We start from the raw sequence: 17,217 nt of genomic DNA, 5'->3' as shown, positions 1-17,217 counted from the left end.
CGGCATACGATATCGCGGTGGTGAAAGAGGGACTCGGCCAGCAAGAGCAAGCGCTTAAATGGCTGACGATCGCGACATCGATGCACGATGCCAATCTTTCCGTGCTCGATATCGATCCGCGCATGGAAAACGTGCGGCTATGGATCAAGCAGCACGGCGGGAACGCCTAGCCGCCGGCCATCGCCCCGACGACGAGAAACGGCTCTTTGCCTTCTACGACTTCGTCAGGAAGCGGCGAGTCGGCCGGTTCGTGCGATAGATCTTGTTCGCACGCATAGAACCTGACGAACGCCCGCCGCTTGAGCGTGCCGTGATCTCGAATCGTTCCTTGCAGCATGGGATAGGCGGCTTCGAGCGCGTCGAGAACCGCCGCCTGAGTGACCGTCGCGCCTGGAACGTCGAGTTTCACTTCGCCAGAGACGTTTGCCAGCGTCTTCAGATGCGTCGGTAGGACGACCCGGATCATGAGAACGTTTGCACTTCCACTGAGAGCACGGCTGGAAGATCTCGCACGATCGGCGCCCAGCTGTCGCCGGCGTCTGCGGACGCATAGACCTGTCCGCCGGTGGTTCCGAAATACACACCGCACGAATCGAGCGAGTCCACCGACATCGCGTCGCGCAGCACGTTGACGTAGCAATTCTCCTGCGGCAGACCGTTCGTGAGCGCCTCCCACTCGTTGCCGCCGGTCCGGCTGCGATAGACGCGCAGTTTGCCTTCAGGCGGATAGTGCTCGGAATCGCTCTTGATCGGCACGACGAAGATCGTGTTCGGCTCGTGCGCGTGCACGTCGATCGGAAATCCGAAATCGGTCGGCAGATTGCCGCTGACCTCTTGCCACGAATCGCCGCCATTGTCGCTGCGCATGACGTCCCAGTGCTTCTGCATGTACAGCACATCGGGATTCGACCGGTGCATCGCGATGCGGTGCACGCAGTGTCCGACTTCGGCGTCCTCATCTGGGATCTGCGCCGATCGCAGGCCCCGGTTCACCGGCCGCCACGTCACGCCGCCGTCTTCGGTTCGGAACGCGCCCGCCGCGGAGATCGCGACGAACATGCGCTTTGGATTCCTCGGGTCTATGATGATCGTGTGCAAGCACATGCCGCCTGCGCCGGGCTGCCAGTGCTTGCCGGTGTCGTGCTCGCGCAAACCGGCGAGCTCCTTCCACGTCATCCCGCCGTCCGTCGATTTGAACAGCGCGGCGTCTTCCACGCCCGCATACACCGTGTCGGGATCATCGAGAGCTGGTTCAAGATGCCAGACACGTTTGAATTCCCACGGATGCGGCGTTCCGTCGTACCACTGGTGCGTGCCGGGTATGCCTTCGTATTCGAATTTGCCGCCGACCTGTTCCCAAGTCTTGCCGCCGTCGTTCGAACGCTGCATCACTTGCCCGAACCAGCCGCTCGTCTGCGACGCGTACAAGCGGTTTGGGTCTGCGGGTGAACCCTTGACGTGGTAGATCTCCCACCCGGCAAAATGCGGACCGGTGATGTTCCAGCTCTTTCGCTTGGCGTCCGATGTCATGACAAATGCGCCTTTGCGCGTTCCAACAAGCACCCGCACTCCGCTCATCGCCAACTCCTTTATCTTCTCGCCCGAGTCTTGTCAGTCGGGGTGTCCGGTCCTTCCTGAACCTATAGTGACGACCGAACGCCGCGAGCCAAGCCCGCGCACCAGCGATAGAGCAGGTAGACTGCGGCCGCGAACGCGACCGCGCCGATGATCGTCGCAATATTTTGGAATGAGTCGCCGAATAGGGCGAATGGTGTCGCGTTGCCCGTTGCGACGATGACCCCGGCAAGGAGCACGCCGAACAAACTTTCGCCGACGATCAATCCCGACGCGATCAAGACGCCCATGCGTCGCGCGATGTCGGCGTTCGGGCCTTTTGCCACCCAGCGATTGTACGCCCAGCCCACGACGGCGCCGAGCACGGCAGCCGACGTCGTCGTCGCGGGCAAGTAGATCCCAAGACCCACTGCCAGCGGTGGAAGTTGCCGGCCTTTCGTCCGCTTCAACAAGAGATCGACGATGATCACGGCGATGCCGATCAGCACGCCTATGCCGATCAGGTCCCATCGGATCTGTCCTTCGATCACGCCCTTTGCCAGCGTCGAGATGAGGGTCGCTTGCGGCGCGGGCAGCGCGTGAGGTCCGGTGCCGAACCCGTATGCCTGGCCGAGCAGGTGAAGGATCGGCGGGATGACGCTTGCGCCGAAGAACACGCCGGCGATGAGCGAGACTTGTTGCCGCCAGGGCGTCGCATCCACCAATTGTCCGGTCTTCAGATCTTGGAGATTATCGTTGGAGATCGTCGCGACGTTGAGCAGCACCGCCGTGACGAATAGCGCAAACGCCACGAGTGCCGGGGCTCCGGCTGGGCCGGTGCTTCTTGCGACGACGAGCAGGAGCAGCGCGGCGCCGATGATGCTCAAGATGCCGAGGCCCGACACGGGACTATTCGACGACCCGATGAGACCCGCCATGTAGCCGCACGCCGCGGCGACGAAGAACCCTGCGACGATCACGTAGAGCAGGCCGGCGATGACGAGCGGCACGGTCAATGAAGCGATGGCGCTTCCTTGCAAGAAGATCGCGAGCAGGATCGCGAGGGGGACGAAGCACGCGACGCTGATCAGCGCGACCGTTCCGATCGGCAGGTCGCGCTCGGTCCGAGGCAGCGACTCGGCGGCCGCGCCGCCGGCTGCCTGCCGTCGCGACGACGCGATCGACGACACGATACCTGTGTAGACGGGCTTTGCGAGCTGGATGATCGCCCAGATCGCGGAGATCCCGATAGTGCCGACACCGATGAAGCGCACCTGGTGCCGCCAAACGTCGAGCGCGATGTCCGCGGCCGCCGTCAGGCCGGTTGGCGGGTGGAGTGCAGCGAAGACCGGCGTGAGAACGCCCCACGCGAGCACAAGGCCGGTGAGAATCGCAAGGCCGACCGACAAGCCGATGAGATGGCCTGCGCCCAAGAGCGCGAGCGACATCGACATACCGAACCCGGTCGCGCCGGCGCCGGCTCGAAAATATCCGGCGATCGTGTCGGCGAACGCGCGCGTCGCGACGATCGCGGCGTAGCCGGCCGACACAACTGCGCTCACAGCGAGCGCAACGAGGCCTTTCTTGTTCTCGTCCACGGATTCGTCCGTGGCGCCGCGTGATCCGACGCCGACTTTCAGAACCTCCGCGGCGGCGACGCCTTCCGGGTACGGCAGGTCCGATTGTGTCACGAGTGCGCGGCGCAGCGGCACGCTGTACATCACGCCGAGAACTCCGCCGATCGCGCACACGGCAAACGATTCCCAATACGGAAAGTCCGTCCACCAGCCCACCATGACGAGTCCGGGCAGGACGAATATGATAGAGGAAAGCGTTCCGGCCGCCGATGCGACGGTCTGCACGATGTTGTTCTCGAAGATCGTCGCGTTCTTGAATGCGCGAAGCACCGCCATCGAAATGACGGCCGCCGGGATCGATGACGCGAACGTCAGTCCGACTTTCAGTCCAAGATAGACGTTCGCCGCCGTGAACACGAGCGTGATCGCGGCGCCGAGTATGATCCCTCGCCATGTGAGTTCTAGGCGAAAATCCGAAAGGCCGGCCGTGCGCGATGAAGCCAAGTTCGATTCCTCCGGCTGTCAACCCGAAGCCGATTCGGCTGCGCCGCTTTTTCGCCTCCGCAGGCCCCTGCTTACCGACTGGCGGGCGGAATCCGGCGATGCGGCGAAGAAGCTAAGCTCATCGACGTTTCGAATGGCGCGCTGTCCGCACGCTATCCGCGCGTCTCAATTCCTTTTTCAGTGAGGAGTTTTTTGTATGCGATCTCTTCGACTTGCGGGCGTCGCCGTCGCGTGCGCTCTCGTCGCCGCCGCTGCGACCGCGCATGCAGCGACAATGGCGACAATGGCCCCGATGCCGCAGCCCCCGCGACCGTCATTCATTCCGGCCGGCAACGTGCAGATGTCACCGTGCATCCCCACGATGGGCTCGCACTGGGCCAACCCCGCGACCATCGCCAACGGCGGACCGATCTACGGAGTCTATGGAGGCAAGCCGGTCTTCACCGAAATCATGCTGACTCCGAAAGATTTCGCAGCGGGCAAGAGCTGGGATGAAGTGTTAAAGCCCTTGCCCGGATACGCGATCAACCACGTCGACATAGACTTCTTGCCGCACGGTCACCCGGGCATGCCTTTCCCGCACTACGACATCCACGCGTTTTACGTGTCGCATGCCACGCACATGGCGTACTGCGGCGGACTACCGGCGCTCAAGAAAATGCTCAACATGTAATGGTATGGCGGACCTTTATGGTCCGCCGCGCTATGTAGGGCGGACCTTTATGGTCCGCCGTCCGCCGCGCGATGTAGGGCGGACCTTTATGGTCCGCCGCGCGGTGTAGGGCGGACCTTTATGGTCCGCCGCGCGATGTAGGGCGGACCTTTATGGTCCGCCGCGCGATGTAGGGCGGACCTTTATGGTCCGCCGGCTCACGCGGACCAATGAAAAGCCGTCAGGTAGACGTAAAGCCGTCCATCCGCGCCCGCAGTCATGCGGGCGCAACAGTTTGACAGAAAAAAATCGACGTTCAGAACGCTCGCTGGTCGCGCGTCCCCCGATGCCTCCGGCGCAAAAGTGTAGATGCGGCCGGGACTCAGCACATGCAGAAGGCCGGCGCGGTCGACGCTGATCCAGTTCGCGCCGTTTACGCCGCTGCCCGTGAGCGGCGCATGTGCTTGAGTATCGCTGCCATGCGGAAACGATGCGATCTCTTCCATTCCGCGAGGGCCGTCCGAAGCAAAAACGTAGACCTGGTCATCGGCTCCGATCGCGAGTTCTCGTGCGGTGTACCCGGCGATCGCGAGTCTGCGCGCGGGCGCTTGGTTTCCCGACGCACCCGGCGCGAAGACGAGAACGTCGCGTGCTGCTGCATCGATCACGTACATCTCGTCGCGCGAATCGACCGCGACTGCGACTGGGTCGCTCAACGACGTCGCGGGCCCGGCGATCCTGCGAGCCGGCGCTATGTCGCCGCGCGCTTTGGGAGCAAAAACTGCCACGCTCGCGCCTTCACCCTGGCGGCCTTCGTTCGCCACGAGGAGCTCGCCGCGCGAATCAAACGCGATGGCCGACGGAGAGAGAATAGTTGATGAGACGCCGCCGATCGACGCCGCCGGCTTTGCGGCGCCCGATGCGTTCGATGCGAATATGAGGACGCGATCCGCCGCCGGGTCGGTCACAATGATCTCTCCCCTCGAGTTCACGGCAACATCGCGGACGGCCACCGAGAAGTCTATGGTCTGAACCGGTGCGCTCGAACCGGCGGCCTCCGCGGAGAAAATCTCGAGGTGATCCAAAGGCTGACTCGCAGTGGAGCTCGCCCCCATGGCGGCGATCGCTGCGCTCGTCGCGATAGCCATGGCGCTGTGTCGTATGACGTGCTTCATATCCATTAGTATCGGCGAACTAATGTTTGGCGACAGCCGGGGACGCGGGAACCGGCCGCGTTGCCATCGTAAGTGAACCGGACACGGCTTGACAAAGGAGCACCCTCGCATGAAGCGCCCGTGGGAAAAACCCGAATTCGAATACGTGCCGCTTGGCGCGGAAGTGACGGCCTATCTCGGATCATCCACCGCGCTCTAGCCGGTGATCGTTCGCGTCCTCGGCACAGCCGCGGGCGGAGGTCTCCCGCAGTGGAATTGCCGCTGCAATAACTGCCGGTCCGCGCGCGCGGGCGAAATGGCCGTGCGCATGCAAGCATCGATCGCCGTCTCTTCTGACGGCGATCATTGGTTGCTGGTCAACGCAACCACAGACATTCGCCGCCAGATGGAACTTCTGCCGCCACAACCCAGCGCGCCCGCTCGCGGAACACCGGTGAACGCGGTGCTGCTCACGGACGCCAATATCGATCACGCCGGCGGCTTGCTTGAATTGCGTCAGAGCCCGGTGACCCGGATCTTCTCAAGTGCTCAGGTGCGTGACGCGCTCGCCGGCGCAAATCCGATATTCGCGCCGTTCGCGCGCGGCGATCGCCGTTGGTCCGTCTTCGACGCCTCCTTGAATGAGACGTCGGTGGCCGATGTCGGACCTGATTTGCGCGTCACGGCTATCGACGTGCCCGGTCTCATGCCATCGTTTGCCGGCGGCGCGGAGTCGCGCGGCGCGGCGACGGCGTTCGTCATCGAAGAACCCGCAACGCAAGCGCGAGTGCTATACTCGCCCGTGTTCCTTCGCCCCAACGACGCGCTCGTCGCCGCGGCGCAGCGATGCGATGCCGTTTTTCTTGATGGTTCGTTTTGGAGCGATGACGAGCTTCCGGCACATGGACTCGGAGAACGGACTGCGCGTCAGATGGGGCACGCGCCGATCGGCGGCGAGAACGGATGGTTGAAAACGTTTGGGATGGTGAACGGCGCGGTCCGCTCGCACCGCTACTGCACGCACGTCAACAATTCCAATCCGGTGCTCGATCCGCAGTCGGCTGAGGCGCGAGTTCTGCGCGATGCGGGCTATGCACTGCCGGATGACGGCATGGAGCTCGACCTTGGCGCTCGATAAGCCCGCGTTCGCCGACTCATTACGCGCGGTGGGGGCCGAACGATACCACGACCGCCATCCGTTTCAGGTCGCCATGAATGCGGGGAGCCTGACGAAGATCCAGATCCATCATTGGATCTACAATCGCTACTACTACCAAAAGAGCATCCCGATCAAAGACGCCGCTATCCTCGCCAACCTGCCGGACCGCGACAAGCGTCGAGTGTGGGTCCGTCGCATCGTGGATCATGACGGTACCTTGGAAGAAGGCGGAGGCGGCATCGAGATGTGGGTCGCGCTTGCCCGTGCGTCCGGACTCGACGAGGGTGATGTCCTCTCCGAGCGATTCGTGAATCCCGGCGCGCGCTTCGCCGTGGACGCGTACGTCAACTTCGCGCGTTCGAGCCCTTGGTTGCCGGGGGTAGCGTCGTCCTTGACCGAACTCTTCGCGCCGAATCTTATGGCTCGACGGATCACGGCTCTTTGCGAACGGTACCCTTGGATCGATCCCCGTGGACTCGAATATTTCCGCACGCGCATGAACATCGCTCCGCGCGACGCCGCCTACACCCTTGACTGGGTCTTGGAGGCAGCCGACACTCAAGCTCTGCAAAACGCGTGCGTCGCAGCGCTCCGCTTCAAGTGCGACGTCTTGTGGGCGCTCCTCGATGCGACCGAGCGAGGCGCAGCCGATGCCGTCCGCGCGGGCAGCTGACGTGGATCCCGCATGCGTGCCGCGGCTGCGGCCCGGTGTCAGGCTGCGAACGGTCGGCCCCGACAGCGTGCTCTTGGTGCCCGAGGGAGTGGTGAACTTGTCGGCGACAGCCGGCGCGATCGTCGCGGCGATCGACGGGTCGCGCAGCGTGGCGGATATCGTGGCGCTCATGGCCGATCGTTTCGATACGCAAGGCGTCGACGCAGCTGAAGACGTCTCCGATCTTCTCGGCCGTTTTTCCGATCATGCTTGGATCGCGATCGAACAATGACCGCCAAAGCGATGCAATCTCGGCCGCTCTCACTTTTGGCGGAACTCACGTACCGCTGCAATCTGCAGTGCGCGTACTGTTATAACCCGCTCGATCTCGGAGCGTATCGCGACGAATTGGCGATCGATGACTGGCTTCGCGTCATCGGCGAAGCTGCGCACCTCGGCGTCTTGCAGATACACTTCTCCGGAGGCGAACCCACGCTCCGACCCGACGACCTCGTCGCGATGGTCGCCATGGCTCGCGACAACGATCTCTATTCCAACCTCATCACGCAGGGCACATTTCTGAGCGAACCGCTGCTCGATCGTCTTGCCGGCGCCGGCCTCGACCACATCCAGCTCAGTTTGCAGGCACCGAACGCAGCGGTGGGCGATGCGATCGCGGGCGCAGCCGTCCACGAGCGAAAATTTGATGCGCTGCGACGGATCGTGAAGCGCCAAGACTTCGCACTCACTGTCAATTGCGTGCTGCACCGCGCGAACATCGATGCCGTCGACGATATGATCGCGCTTGCCGAATCCGTTCGAGCACCGCGTCTCGAACTTGCCAATGCGCAGATGTACGGGTGGGCCTATCTCAATCGCTCGACCGTTGTGCCGACCCGCGCTCAGGTGGAACGGGCCGATGCGTCGGTGGCCGCGGCGCAAATCCGGCTGCGCGGCACGATGGATATCACGTATGTGCGCGCGGACTACTACGACGAATTTCCAAAGCCGTGCATGAACGGTTGGGGCACGCGATTTCTGACGATCGCGCCGAACGGACGCGTTCTGCCCTGCCCGGCGGCGGCCGCCATCGGGTCGTTGAGCTTTGACAACGTGAAAGAACGATCGCTGGAATCGATCTGGTTCGACTCCGTCGCGTTTCAGGCGTATCGCGGTACCGCATGGATGTCGGAGCCGTGCCGTTCATGTGCGCGTCGCGAAATAGATTTAGGCGGGTGCCGGTGTCAGGCCATGCTTCTTGCCGGCGACGCAGCGCTGACCGACCCGGTCTGCTCGCTCTCGCCGCATCGTTCACTCGTCGATGCGATTCTCGACAGCGACCTCGAGCCGGGCGCCTCGTCGACCCCACGTCGCATATGAAAAAATGGCGCAAGTCGGCCTACGCTACGTCTGCTTGGGCCGACTAGCGTCGGCCCCTTCGGATCTTGCCACTTCATATCGTGCCCCTTCGTATCGTTCTGCGTGGGCCGACTAGCGCCGGCCCCTTCATATCGCGCCCCTTCATAGCGTTCTGTGCGGTGACGGCCGTCACATCGGTGCGACAGCTATCGGCGGCGTGCCGATATCGCAGATATGAAGGGTTTCAGCTTTATCGGTCTCCTCGCGGTGGTCGCGATCATCGCATATTCTGCGAAGTCCTATTTCCAGCCGCCGGTTTCGCACGATCCCAATGACAGGACGACGGTGGAGTATTGGGTCGCTCATACGGGCGATCGCACCGCGATGGTCTCGTTCTGCGGACAGCATCCGGAAAAGCAAGGCAGCGGAGACTGCGCACTCGCGATCCAAGCGCAGTCGGAAATCGACGCACAAGGCAGCAGCGCGAAGTCGACGCAAGGCAACACCACCGGCGTCGATCAGGCGAGCGGCGAGGCAAACGACCAGCTGCAGGCGCAGCAAGACTCCAACACGCTCGACCAGGGATCGCCCTAAGCCCTCGCATCCTCGCTTTGCGGCACCGCTTCGGAGATCGCGCTTCCGAATAGATTCTTGCGTGGCGCTCGAATCGACCCCATGATCACCGATATGACAGGCTGTAAACCCGCGACCAGGTGGTCGCGCAATTTCGTATCGACGAAGTGCCGTTCGACGAGCGCCCAGAAACCAAAGCCCGCCGCCATGCCGATCGCCATGCTCGTGAAGAACGCCGGCCAGCCGGTGATGCCAAAACGTTCGAGCGCGTTTGAATGCACGAGCGGCGCGTGCATCAAGTAGATACTATACGATGCTAAGCCCGTGATCTTCAGCGGTCGCCATGAAAGCGCGTGTTGCAGCAGCGCAGCGTGACCTGCCCAGACGACGAAACAGAACGCCGCGAGATGCCATAAGACGAGATCGTGACCCCACCACCCGACGGGACCGCTCCCCGCCGGAAGCCGCGGTGCGAAGAAGAACGCTGCGATTGCGAAAACGAAGAAGAAGGCCCACGCCCAGCGCTGCAGTGGTAGACGTCTGATATGCGCGTCGGCCGCGACGACGCCGAGCATGAACGGGAGCCACATCAGCGTGAGCGGCAGCACCGCGCTATGAAGCAAGTTCCCAGGACCGGGCGCGATGAAAAGCGCGACGAAGTTCGGGAGTGCGGCGGTGATCCAGAACCACACCCGCGCGCGGACCCACAACCAAAGCACCAGCGGAAACGATAGATACCAGGCGAGTTCGACCTGAAGCGACCAGAAAAGATCCACGACCCACGCCGCGCGGTGTATGCCGCTGCCTGCCTGCTGGATGAAGAACATCTGACGGACGATGTCAATCACGCTGCGCGGCGGGTTGACGCCCGAAGGCAGCGGGATGTGCGCATGCGTCAGCAGCGTCGCCGCGATCGCCATGACACCGAGCGCCGCCCAGTATGGGGGGACGATGCGTACGACCCGGCGAGCGAAGAATCCGGCGACGTCAAACGTCGCCGCTCCCGCGGAATGGAGTTTGGCGAGCGTCGGATACGAGAGCACAAAACCTGAAATGACAAAGAAGAGGTCGACGCCGTGCGTACCGACATCGACGACATCGAACGGCAAACCGCGCGCCGGGTGAAGATGCGTCGTGCCGGCGTGGAGCATGAGAACGAGGAGTATGGCGACTGCGCGAAGGCCGTCGACATAGTCGATGCGGCCTTTTACGGCGGTCAGAGCCGCTCGCGGCCGTGCGGAGCGTCGAGATCGAGGAGCGGCCCGATCGGCACGATGCGGGTGGGATTGATGTCGTCGTGCGTGATGTAGTAGTGACGCTTGATGTGGTCGAAGTTCACGGTTCGCGCGATGCCGTCGATTTTGTAGAGATCACGCAGATAGCCCGACAGGTTTTGGTAGTCCACGATGCGGCGCAGGTTGCACTTGAAATGTCCGACGTAGACGGCATCGAAGCGGATGAGCGTCACGAAAAGGCGCCAATCGGTCTCGAGCGGCTTCTTGCCGAAGAGATAGCGTCGGTCGGCTAAGCGCTCGTCGAGCGCGTCGAGATTTACGAACAGCGTTCGAGCGGCGCGCTCGTAGGCGCTCTGGCGGGTCGCGAACCCGGCGCGATAGACGCCGTCGTTCACCGTTTCGAAGATCTGCTCGTTGAGTTCGTCGATCTCCCCGCGGAGCGACGCAGGGCACAGATCGAGCTTGTGTCGCGCGAGACCGATGAACTCCGTTTCGAACATGCGCATGATGTCGTCGTCGGAGTTGTTCACGATTCGCTTGGTCACGGTATCCCACAGCACAGGTACCGTGACGCGCGCCGAATACGCAGGATCCGTGGCGATGTAGGCTTGGCTAAGAAACGCAAACCCGTTGATGGGGTCTTCGCCGTGACCCGGTCCCTCCCGAAACGCCCAACCGCGATCGTCGCGCACCGGGTCCACGACGGACATGCCGATCGCATCTTCAAGTCCGAGCAGCGACCGCACGATGATCGTCCGGTGCGCCCACGGGCACGCGTACGAGACGTACAGATGGTAGCGGCCGGCGACCGCTGGAAAGCGTGTGCGTCCGTCGCTTGAGATCCAGTCGCGGAAGACATCCTGTTGGCGTACGAAGGAACCGTCGTGCGACTGCTCGGCTGGGAATTGCGCGCTCGGCTGCATGCGGCGTGATTCGCGAATCGCCTTTTTAGCACATTCCCACACTGCGCCGCGGGCGCGTCCGCACGCCAGGGGTGTCGCGCGTATGCGGCGCATTCTCGTCCGATGCGCACGCGATTCGCGATCTGCTCCGCTGCTTGTGCGGCCGCACTCGCCTCCGTCCCAGCTCTCGCGCAATCCGCGAGCGTCCTGCCGCAATGCACCGTGATCGCGGTCCAAACGGTCGATGCGATCAATTCCAAGACGGCCCGTCCGGGCGATTTCTTCCGCTTCCAAACGATAAATTCGGTGGATTATAACGGCCGTATCGTGCTCGCAGAACACACGCTGGGCTGGGGCATCGTCACTGTCGCCTCACCGGCCGCGAAAGGCGGACGCGCCGGGTCGCTCGTGCTCGAACCGCTGTATTTCAAGATGCCGAACGGCGAGAGAATGGGCGTTGTGCTCGATCACAACTCTTCTGCCCTTCAGGCCTCTGGCCCATCCGACAGCCTGCCCGCATATCTCGGCGCGATCCCGGTCGTCGGGGTTGGCGCCGCCGTCGGCGCGTTCGACTATTTCCATCACGGAAAAGACATCACGGTTCAAAAGGGGACGATCTTCGCCGTATTTCCGAGCGACGATCCATCGGTCGCCGGATGTCGCAAGTCGAAAAAGGCGCCGTGAAATGACGAGCTATCGATACGGCGAGTTGACGTGGCCGCAAGTCAAAGAGGCTGCCGAGGCCGGCAAGGTCGCGGTCGTGCCGGTTGCGACGATCGAAGATCATGGACTGCATCTGCCGATCGACACCGACGTCCTGTTGTGTTCGGAAGCTTGCGAACGGGCGGTCAAAGCGGCCGCCGATCGAGCGGTCCTCGTCCCGCCGATCAACCACGGCTACAGCCCGCATCACATGGATTTTCCCGGCGCGCTCACGATCGGCGCCGACACGTTCATCAAGTACTGTGTCGACGTGTGCCGCAGCCTTGCGCATCACGGATTTCGCCGTATACTCATCGTCAACGGTCACGGCAGCAATACGCCGTTCGTGGATATCGTCGCGCGGCTCACTGTCGTTGAGACCGGCGCTCTTGTCGCTGCCGTCAATTATTGGAACGCGCCCGGCGTCCACGAAGTCGCCGAGGCGCTGCGCGAATCCGATCTGGTCGGCGGCATGAATCATGCGTGCGAATTTGAGACATCGATCTATCTGGCGCTGCGGCCCGATCTTGTCGACATGTCGAAGGCCGTGCGCGAACTATCGCACGAACCCACGAAGAACTACTGGACCGACCTCGTGGGCGGCGACGGTCCGCTCGTGATGATGGAGCACTGGAGTGCGATCTCGCAAAGCGGCGTCATGGGAGACCCGACAAAGGCGAGCGCCGAAAAAGGCGTCAAGCTCCTTTCCGCCGCTGCGGCCGGTATCGTTGAACTGATCGATGAAATGCGCGCACGCCGGCCGGCGCAGCGAAAAGACCATCACTAGGCTGTCGTAATAGGGTATCGTCGTACGGCAAGCAACGCTTGCCCGAATTGCGTTAGATGCCTTTTGCCAGCGGCCGGAATCGGGTGATCGCAAGTCGCGCGTTATAGTAACGCGGATCGATCGCGAGCGCTTGCGTCCAATAGCGGATCGCATCTTTCGGATCTCCGGTCTGTATCGCCGACCACGCCGCGTAGTCCCAAGCGAACTTGTTGCTTGGATCGCGGCCTACGCTCTCAAGGCATGCCGAGAGCGCGTCTTTGAAGTCATGACCTTGTTCGTAGTACGTGCGGCAGAGCAGGAAGGGCAACAAGCCGTTCTTAGGATTCGCCGCAGCGCCTCGCGTGAACGTCGACACGGCAAGGTCGTGATCGCTCTTATCTACACGGCCATCCATCATGTACAGCGTGCCAAGACCGATCCACCCATCCGGGATATTCGGATCGATGTCGATCGAGCGCTGGTAGTAGTGCATCGCCGGCGGAATGCTGAGCATGCGCTCGAAGCTAAGACCGCGATAGTACGCCGTGAACGCGAAGATCGGCCGGAACAGAATATAGCCGACCACGAGCACGATCACGAGGATGATCCAACGATCGTACGTTCGGATGACATACGGGCGCACGTCTTCGGTCATGCGATCACCGTGAAGAACATCGCGAGAAAGACGAGGATGTAACCCGCCGCCATTTCGGAAGCAAGCTGCCAGCGCTTGACCTTCGGATTGTGCGTATACCACGGCGCCAGCATGCCGGCGAACATCACCGGGATACCGTGCCCGACACCAAATGCGAACATAAGCGTCGCGCCGAGCAGCACTTTGCCCTTGAACGTCGTCACGGCAAGTGCGGCGATCATGAACGGTGTCGCATCGGGCGCGATGAGAAACGCAAAGCCGAAGCCGAGGAGAAACGCTCCGACGAGTCCGTGTCCGATGATCGGCAACTCCGGCAGCTTCCATTTGATTTCGACGAGCCGTATCATGGATAGACCCATGAGGAGGCAGAGCGCGGCCGTGAAGTAATAAAGGAAACCTGTCAGGCTCAGCAGCTGGCCGAATGATCCGGCGAGCGCGCCGACACCGCAATATACGACGCAGATGCCCATCATGAAAGCGCCCGCGAGCGCGGCCCCACGACCAAGCGTGAACGCTTCCCGGCTGCAGTAGTTGACGATCGCGACCATACGAGGGACGCTCGATGGGCTCAAACTGCTCAGCACGCCGCCGAGCATCATGAGCGCTATCGACAGCCAGAAGTTGCCCGCTATCGCATCGCCGATCTTATCGGTAAGCGCGTAGATGTTGGTATAGTCCATCTTCAATAGGATTATCGGCAAGACTGCCCTGCCGCCTAGGCGAAGCGCATAAGTGATGATAACTCACGAACAAATCGAGACGCTTATCAAAGCTGCCCTCCCGGATGCCGTCGTCGAGACGGGCGACCGCACAGGGACGCTCGATCACTACAATCTTCTGGTTGTGTCCCGCGGATTCGCAGGCATGCCGTTGCTCGACCGCAACCGATTGATCTATTCCGCCTTGGGCGACGCATTGAAAGACGGCCGCCTGCACGCCGTTGAAATCAAAACAGCCGTTCCAGAATCCGGGAGCTGACGTATCATGAACCCTGAAATGAAGAGCGCGATCGACGCCGAGATCCAGGCGAACAAAATCCTCGTCTACGGCAAGGGCACAAAGACGATGCCGCGCTGCGGCTTCACTCTTGAGACCATCCAATTTTTTGAGCAGTTCGGCTATCCGTTCGAAGTCGTGGACGCGTTAGCCGACGCCGACAAGCGCGCAGCGCTTGCCGAGATGACCGATTGGCCGACGCTTCCGAAAGTATTCATCGCCGGCAAGTTCTATGGCGACACCGACATCCTCGAGCCGATGCGCCAGAGCGGCGAACTTCAGACGATCCTCGAGGAAACGTTCGCCGAATCGAAGGCTTAAGCCCCGGCTTTCGCGCACTCGCGCTCGAGCGTGCCGCGGAGCGCATGCGCAAGCATCGTGAAGTCGCCGCGTAGCGACAGCAGCGGATCGCGCAATGTCGCCGGCCGGTTTCCTTCGACTGCCATGTGCGCGAACCACGCCGGACCATAGCCTCCGACGAGCGCCGCGGGCAGCCACCACCAGTTCCTCGTGCACACAAACGCGCCCGCGCAGCTCAACGCGGCCATCGCCCCGATCAGGTGCAGCGCGCGCGTCCTCGGATCGGCATGCTCGCGCAGATACTTCGGCCAGAAGTCCTCAAAGGTCGTCCGCTCGCTCATTGCTCGTGTACCGTCCGGTTAGTTCGCGGGGAGGCCGGGTTTATGAGGGCAACGAAGCCCCAAATTTCCCACACTTCACCGGGCTGTTAGAGAGCCTAGCGATTCTCCTTTCCTCTCTTAAGTCGGCAAAGTATGCGCAACATCGTCTCGGCAGCGAGCTCCTTGGTGAAATCCTCTCGGTCGCTGTCGGGCCGACCGGGCGGGTCGTTCACGGCCGCGGCGATTCTCGCGTTTGCTCTCGTCGTCTCCGTCGCCGGTTCGTACATCCTCTACCGTTCATCTACCGCGGCGCTCGCAAGGCACAGCAAGTTCGAAGACGCGCGGCAGAGGGTCAGCGAACTCCTCGGCCTTCAACTTGATGAGGAAACCAGTCTTCGCGGCTACATGGCGTCCGGCCAGAGCGTTTATCTCGAACCGTACCAAGACGCGAGCCCGCTCTTCGCCCCAAAGCTGCAGCAATTGCAGCAATTCAATCGTGACCAGCATCTCGCCGCGGAACAGACGCTCGTCGAGGACCTTCGCATCGCTCATAGCGATTGGCAGAAGCAAGTCGCGGATGAACTGATCCCACACCCGAACGCGCCGGACGCCATGGCGCGTCTGCAGCTGGGAAAATACTATGTGGACAAGATGCGCGCCGACTTCAAACAATTGTTGGACGATTACACAGCCGGCGCCGACGCGTTGACCACGCAATCGCAAAACCTTCTCGTTCGATCGGCGATCACCGGCGCGGCGCTGATCTTGCTGTTCGGCATGTTGGCGATCCTTGCGGACATCGTGCGGTCACGGACGCAAGCCGCACTCGATCGCGAGCGTACGGTCGCCGATACGCTGCAACGCGGATTCTTGAGCGGCTGGGACTCGCTGCCGTACTTGCGCGTGGGGACGGGATATGTCTCGGCTTCTCGCGAGGCGGCCGTCGGCGGCGACTTGTTCGACATCTACCGTCTCGATGACAATCGCGCTCTCGTTCTCGTCGCCGACGTGTCCGGAAAGGGCTTCACCGCGGCGGTCGAGACCGCGCGCGTCAAGTACTCGGCGAGAACGCTGGCAGAAGACAACGGTGATCCGGCGGTCGTGCTTCACAAATTCAACCGCGCCTTCATCAGGCCAGGGTCCGATCCCGAATCGTTCGTGACGCTCTTCGTCGGCATCCTCGACGAGCGCGATATGTCGCTCTCCTATGCGAGCGCCGGTCATCCTCAGGCGTTCTTGCGCAAGGGGCGAGACGTGAGCATGCTCGACGTGACAGGTCCTGTGATCGGCCTGACGCTGGATTCGACGTTCGAGGGCAGGCGAGTCACGCTGACCGCGGGCGACGTCCTCGTCTTGGCCACCGATGGCCTGACCGAAGCGCGCAATAGCAGCGGTGTCATGGTAGGCGAAGAGGGAGTCATGCGCTGGATCCGCGACGACGGGGAAGACCCGAAGAAAATCGCTGCGGAACTCATCCGCCGGGTGGAGAGACATGCCGGCGGTCGGATCGCCGATGACCTGGCCTTGCTCGTCCTGCGCGTCAAATGACCGCGAGCGCCGCCTTTTTTTGCGAGGATTGCGGCGAGATTATCCGGCTGAGTCAAGGCGCGGTGCACGTGCGCTGGTTGCGCGATCGCGAGCACGTCGCGAGGGAGGTCTCCGAACACGCAAGTTCCGGGCTGGACACGTGGATGGTCGAAGGTCTTGCGTTTCTGGCTGAGCACCGCGGCCACTCAATATCTGTCATAACCGAGTGAACCGCCGCGCCGGCGCAACGTCCGCTCTTGTCGCCGCGGATCACCGGTCGATGTCTGTGCCGGGGACGCGGCGGATCATCGGGATGACCAAACTCCGCCGCTCGATTTCGGCGGCTCTCGCCGCCTCAAACGCCCCGGCTTTCGACATCGCCGGTGATCCGGTGCGACGTTGCGATGACGGCCGGCGCGGCATGCCCAAGCGAGGCGTTGAGCGAGGAGCGAAGCCATGGAGGGCGAGAGCGACGAGCGAACCGAGCGACGTAGCGAGCTGGATGCGAGCGAAGGAGCGTCCTCGCGGGGCATGCCGCGCCGTCGGTTTGTCGCGTACGTGGCGCAGAAATAAAAGAGAGCGAAACTTTCGTCTCGCTCTCCTCAGCCTATAGAAGCTTAGCGCTTCTTG

At 62.3% G+C, this 17,217-nt stretch carries 21 protein-coding genes; 12 read left to right on the top strand and 9 right to left on the bottom strand.

What is annotated here, in order from left to right:
- Positions 1–166: 166 nt before the first annotated feature.
- From VKT51_02240 to VKT51_02230, 3 genes are all read right to left on the bottom strand, one after another.
- Positions 167–466: a MoaD/ThiS family protein gene (locus tag VKT51_02240; GenBank protein ID HLJ82981.1), complete on the bottom strand. Its 300-nt coding sequence runs from the start codon at positions 464–466 to the stop codon at positions 167–169.
- Positions 463–1,578 carry a hypothetical protein gene (locus VKT51_02235; protein ID HLJ82980.1) on the bottom strand — a complete coding sequence of 372 codons (1,116 nt, stop codon included), beginning with the start codon at positions 1,576–1,578 and terminating at the stop codon, positions 463–465. Before VKT51_02235 ends, VKT51_02240 begins: the two co-directional genes overlap by 4 nt.
- Positions 1,579–1,640: 62 nt before the next feature.
- On the bottom strand, positions 1,641–3,635 hold the full coding sequence (locus VKT51_02230) for an oligopeptide transporter, OPT family (GenBank protein ID HLJ82979.1): 1,995 nt from the start codon (positions 3,633–3,635) through the stop codon (positions 1,641–1,643).
- Between the two features lie 196 nt (positions 3,636–3,831).
- Between VKT51_02230 and VKT51_02225 the strand changes: the two genes are divergently transcribed.
- The gene (locus tag VKT51_02225; protein HLJ82978.1) at positions 3,832–4,308 is read left to right on the top strand and encodes a DUF5602 domain-containing protein; all 477 of its coding nucleotides are present in this window, start codon (positions 3,832–3,834) and stop codon (positions 4,306–4,308) included.
- 197 nt (positions 4,309–4,505) lie between these two features.
- On the opposite strand, the gene VKT51_02220 is transcribed toward VKT51_02225, so the two are convergent.
- Entirely contained in the window at positions 4,506–5,462 is a 957-nt protein-coding gene (locus tag VKT51_02220) for a hypothetical protein (protein HLJ82977.1), read from the bottom strand.
- A gap of 109 nt (positions 5,463–5,571) precedes the next feature.
- Between VKT51_02220 and pqqA the strand changes: the two genes are divergently transcribed.
- The 6 genes from pqqA (at position 5,572) to VKT51_02190 (ending at position 9,205) form a co-directional block, all read left to right on the top strand.
- Entirely contained in the window at positions 5,572–5,661 is a 90-nt protein-coding gene (gene pqqA, locus VKT51_02215; GenBank protein ID HLJ82976.1) for a pyrroloquinoline quinone precursor peptide PqqA, read from the top strand.
- Between the two features lie 3 nt (positions 5,662–5,664).
- Complete coding sequence (locus tag VKT51_02210) at positions 5,665–6,579, top strand: MBL fold metallo-hydrolase (GenBank protein HLJ82975.1); 915 nt, start codon at positions 5,665–5,667, stop codon at positions 6,577–6,579.
- Entirely contained in the window at positions 6,566–7,273 is a 708-nt protein-coding gene (pqqC, locus tag VKT51_02205; GenBank protein ID HLJ82974.1) for a pyrroloquinoline-quinone synthase PqqC, read from the top strand. The genes VKT51_02210 and pqqC overlap by 14 nt, the downstream gene beginning before the upstream one ends.
- Positions 7,251–7,544 (top strand): pyrroloquinoline quinone biosynthesis peptide chaperone PqqD, encoded by a 294-nt coding sequence (gene pqqD / locus VKT51_02200; protein HLJ82973.1) that lies wholly within the window; start codon positions 7,251–7,253, stop codon positions 7,542–7,544. The genes pqqC and pqqD overlap by 23 nt, the downstream gene beginning before the upstream one ends.
- Complete coding sequence (pqqE, locus tag VKT51_02195) at positions 7,541–8,632, top strand: pyrroloquinoline quinone biosynthesis protein PqqE (GenBank protein HLJ82972.1); 1,092 nt, start codon at positions 7,541–7,543, stop codon at positions 8,630–8,632. Before pqqD ends, pqqE begins: the two co-directional genes overlap by 4 nt.
- A gap of 213 nt (positions 8,633–8,845) precedes the next feature.
- Entirely contained in the window at positions 8,846–9,205 is a 360-nt protein-coding gene (locus VKT51_02190) for a hypothetical protein (GenBank protein ID HLJ82971.1), read from the top strand.
- On the opposite strand, the gene VKT51_02185 is transcribed toward VKT51_02190, so the two are convergent.
- Together VKT51_02185 and VKT51_02180 are read right to left on the bottom strand one after the other, a co-directional pair.
- Positions 9,202–10,383: an acyltransferase gene (locus VKT51_02185; protein ID HLJ82970.1), complete on the bottom strand. Its 1,182-nt coding sequence runs from the start codon at positions 10,381–10,383 to the stop codon at positions 9,202–9,204. The genes VKT51_02190 and VKT51_02185 overlap by 4 nt on opposite strands.
- A gap of 17 nt (positions 10,384–10,400) precedes the next feature.
- Positions 10,401–11,342, bottom strand: coding sequence for a glutathione S-transferase family protein (locus VKT51_02180; protein HLJ82969.1), 942 nt, complete (start codon positions 11,340–11,342; stop codon positions 10,401–10,403).
- Between the two features lie 102 nt (positions 11,343–11,444).
- Here VKT51_02180 and VKT51_02175 point away from each other — a divergent pair, with 102 nt between their 5' ends.
- Positions 11,445–12,005 (top strand): hypothetical protein, encoded by a 561-nt coding sequence (locus VKT51_02175; protein ID HLJ82968.1) that lies wholly within the window; start codon positions 11,445–11,447, stop codon positions 12,003–12,005.
- A gap of 1 nt (position 12,006) precedes the next feature.
- Entirely contained in the window at positions 12,007–12,810 is an 804-nt protein-coding gene (locus VKT51_02170; protein ID HLJ82967.1) for a creatininase family protein, read from the top strand.
- A gap of 52 nt (positions 12,811–12,862) precedes the next feature.
- Here VKT51_02170 and VKT51_02165 read toward each other — a convergent pair whose 3' ends face one another.
- A complete protein-coding gene (locus VKT51_02165) occupies positions 12,863–13,444 on the bottom strand; it encodes a tetratricopeptide repeat protein (protein ID HLJ82966.1) in 582 nt (193 codons plus the stop codon).
- A complete protein-coding gene (locus VKT51_02160; protein HLJ82965.1) occupies positions 13,441–14,145 on the bottom strand; it encodes a cytochrome c biogenesis protein CcdA in 705 nt (234 codons plus the stop codon). The genes VKT51_02165 and VKT51_02160 overlap by 4 nt, the downstream gene beginning before the upstream one ends.
- Positions 14,146–14,179: 34 nt before the next feature.
- On the opposite strand from VKT51_02160, the gene VKT51_02155 reads away from it, so the two are divergent.
- On the top strand, positions 14,180–14,422 hold the full coding sequence (locus VKT51_02155; GenBank protein HLJ82964.1) for a BolA/IbaG family iron-sulfur metabolism protein: 243 nt from the start codon (positions 14,180–14,182) through the stop codon (positions 14,420–14,422).
- A 6-nt stretch (positions 14,423–14,428) separates the two neighbouring features.
- Positions 14,429–14,761, top strand: coding sequence for a glutaredoxin domain-containing protein (locus VKT51_02150; GenBank protein HLJ82963.1), 333 nt, complete (start codon positions 14,429–14,431; stop codon positions 14,759–14,761).
- Here VKT51_02150 and VKT51_02145 read toward each other — a convergent pair.
- Positions 14,758–15,081 (bottom strand): DUF962 domain-containing protein, encoded by a 324-nt coding sequence (locus VKT51_02145; GenBank protein HLJ82962.1) that lies wholly within the window; start codon positions 15,079–15,081, stop codon positions 14,758–14,760. The two genes, VKT51_02150 and VKT51_02145, sit on opposite strands and share 4 nt — an antisense overlap.
- 165 nt (positions 15,082–15,246) lie before the next feature.
- On the opposite strand from VKT51_02145, the gene VKT51_02140 reads away from it, so the two are divergent.
- Positions 15,247–16,608, top strand: a complete 1,362-nt coding sequence (locus tag VKT51_02140) for a SpoIIE family protein phosphatase (GenBank protein ID HLJ82961.1) — start codon at positions 15,247–15,249, stop codon at positions 16,606–16,608.
- Positions 16,609–17,217: the final 609 nt, after the last annotated feature.

This window comes from Candidatus Eremiobacteraceae bacterium (genome assembly GCA_035295225.1).
Classification (GTDB): Bacteria; Vulcanimicrobiota; Vulcanimicrobiia; order Eremiobacterales; family Eremiobacteraceae; genus JABCYQ01.
This window is presented reverse-complemented; position numbering and strand designations above follow the sequence as displayed.

Coding starts and splice junctions, on each gene's coding strand:
- VKT51_02240 (HLJ82981.1), bottom strand. CDS start 466: ATGATCCGGGTCGTCCTACCGACGCATCTGAAGACGCTGGCAAACGTC.
- VKT51_02235 (HLJ82980.1), bottom strand. CDS start 1,578: ATGAGCGGAGTGCGGGTGCTTGTTGGAACGCGCAAAGGCGCATTTGTC.
- VKT51_02225 (HLJ82978.1), top strand. CDS start 3,832: ATGCGATCTCTTCGACTTGCGGGCGTCGCCGTCGCGTGCGCTCTCGTC.
- VKT51_02220 (HLJ82977.1), bottom strand. CDS start 5,462: ATGAAGCACGTCATACGACACAGCGCCATGGCTATCGCGACGAGCGCA.
- pqqA (HLJ82976.1), top strand. CDS start 5,572: ATGAAGCGCCCGTGGGAAAAACCCGAATTCGAATACGTGCCGCTTGGC.
- pqqD (HLJ82973.1), top strand. CDS start 7,251: ATGCCGTCCGCGCGGGCAGCTGACGTGGATCCCGCATGCGTGCCGCGG.
- pqqE (HLJ82972.1), top strand. CDS start 7,541: ATGACCGCCAAAGCGATGCAATCTCGGCCGCTCTCACTTTTGGCGGAA.
- VKT51_02190 (HLJ82971.1), top strand. CDS start 8,846: ATGAAGGGTTTCAGCTTTATCGGTCTCCTCGCGGTGGTCGCGATCATC.
- VKT51_02180 (HLJ82969.1), bottom strand. CDS start 11,342: ATGCAGCCGAGCGCGCAATTCCCAGCCGAGCAGTCGCACGACGGTTCC.
- VKT51_02175 (HLJ82968.1), top strand. CDS start 11,445: ATGCGCACGCGATTCGCGATCTGCTCCGCTGCTTGTGCGGCCGCACTC.
- VKT51_02170 (HLJ82967.1), top strand. CDS start 12,007: ATGACGAGCTATCGATACGGCGAGTTGACGTGGCCGCAAGTCAAAGAG.
- VKT51_02165 (HLJ82966.1), bottom strand. CDS start 13,444: ATGACCGAAGACGTGCGCCCGTATGTCATCCGAACGTACGATCGTTGG.
- VKT51_02155 (HLJ82964.1), top strand. CDS start 14,180: ATGATAACTCACGAACAAATCGAGACGCTTATCAAAGCTGCCCTCCCG.
- VKT51_02150 (HLJ82963.1), top strand. CDS start 14,429: ATGAACCCTGAAATGAAGAGCGCGATCGACGCCGAGATCCAGGCGAAC.
- VKT51_02145 (HLJ82962.1), bottom strand. CDS start 15,081: ATGAGCGAGCGGACGACCTTTGAGGACTTCTGGCCGAAGTATCTGCGC.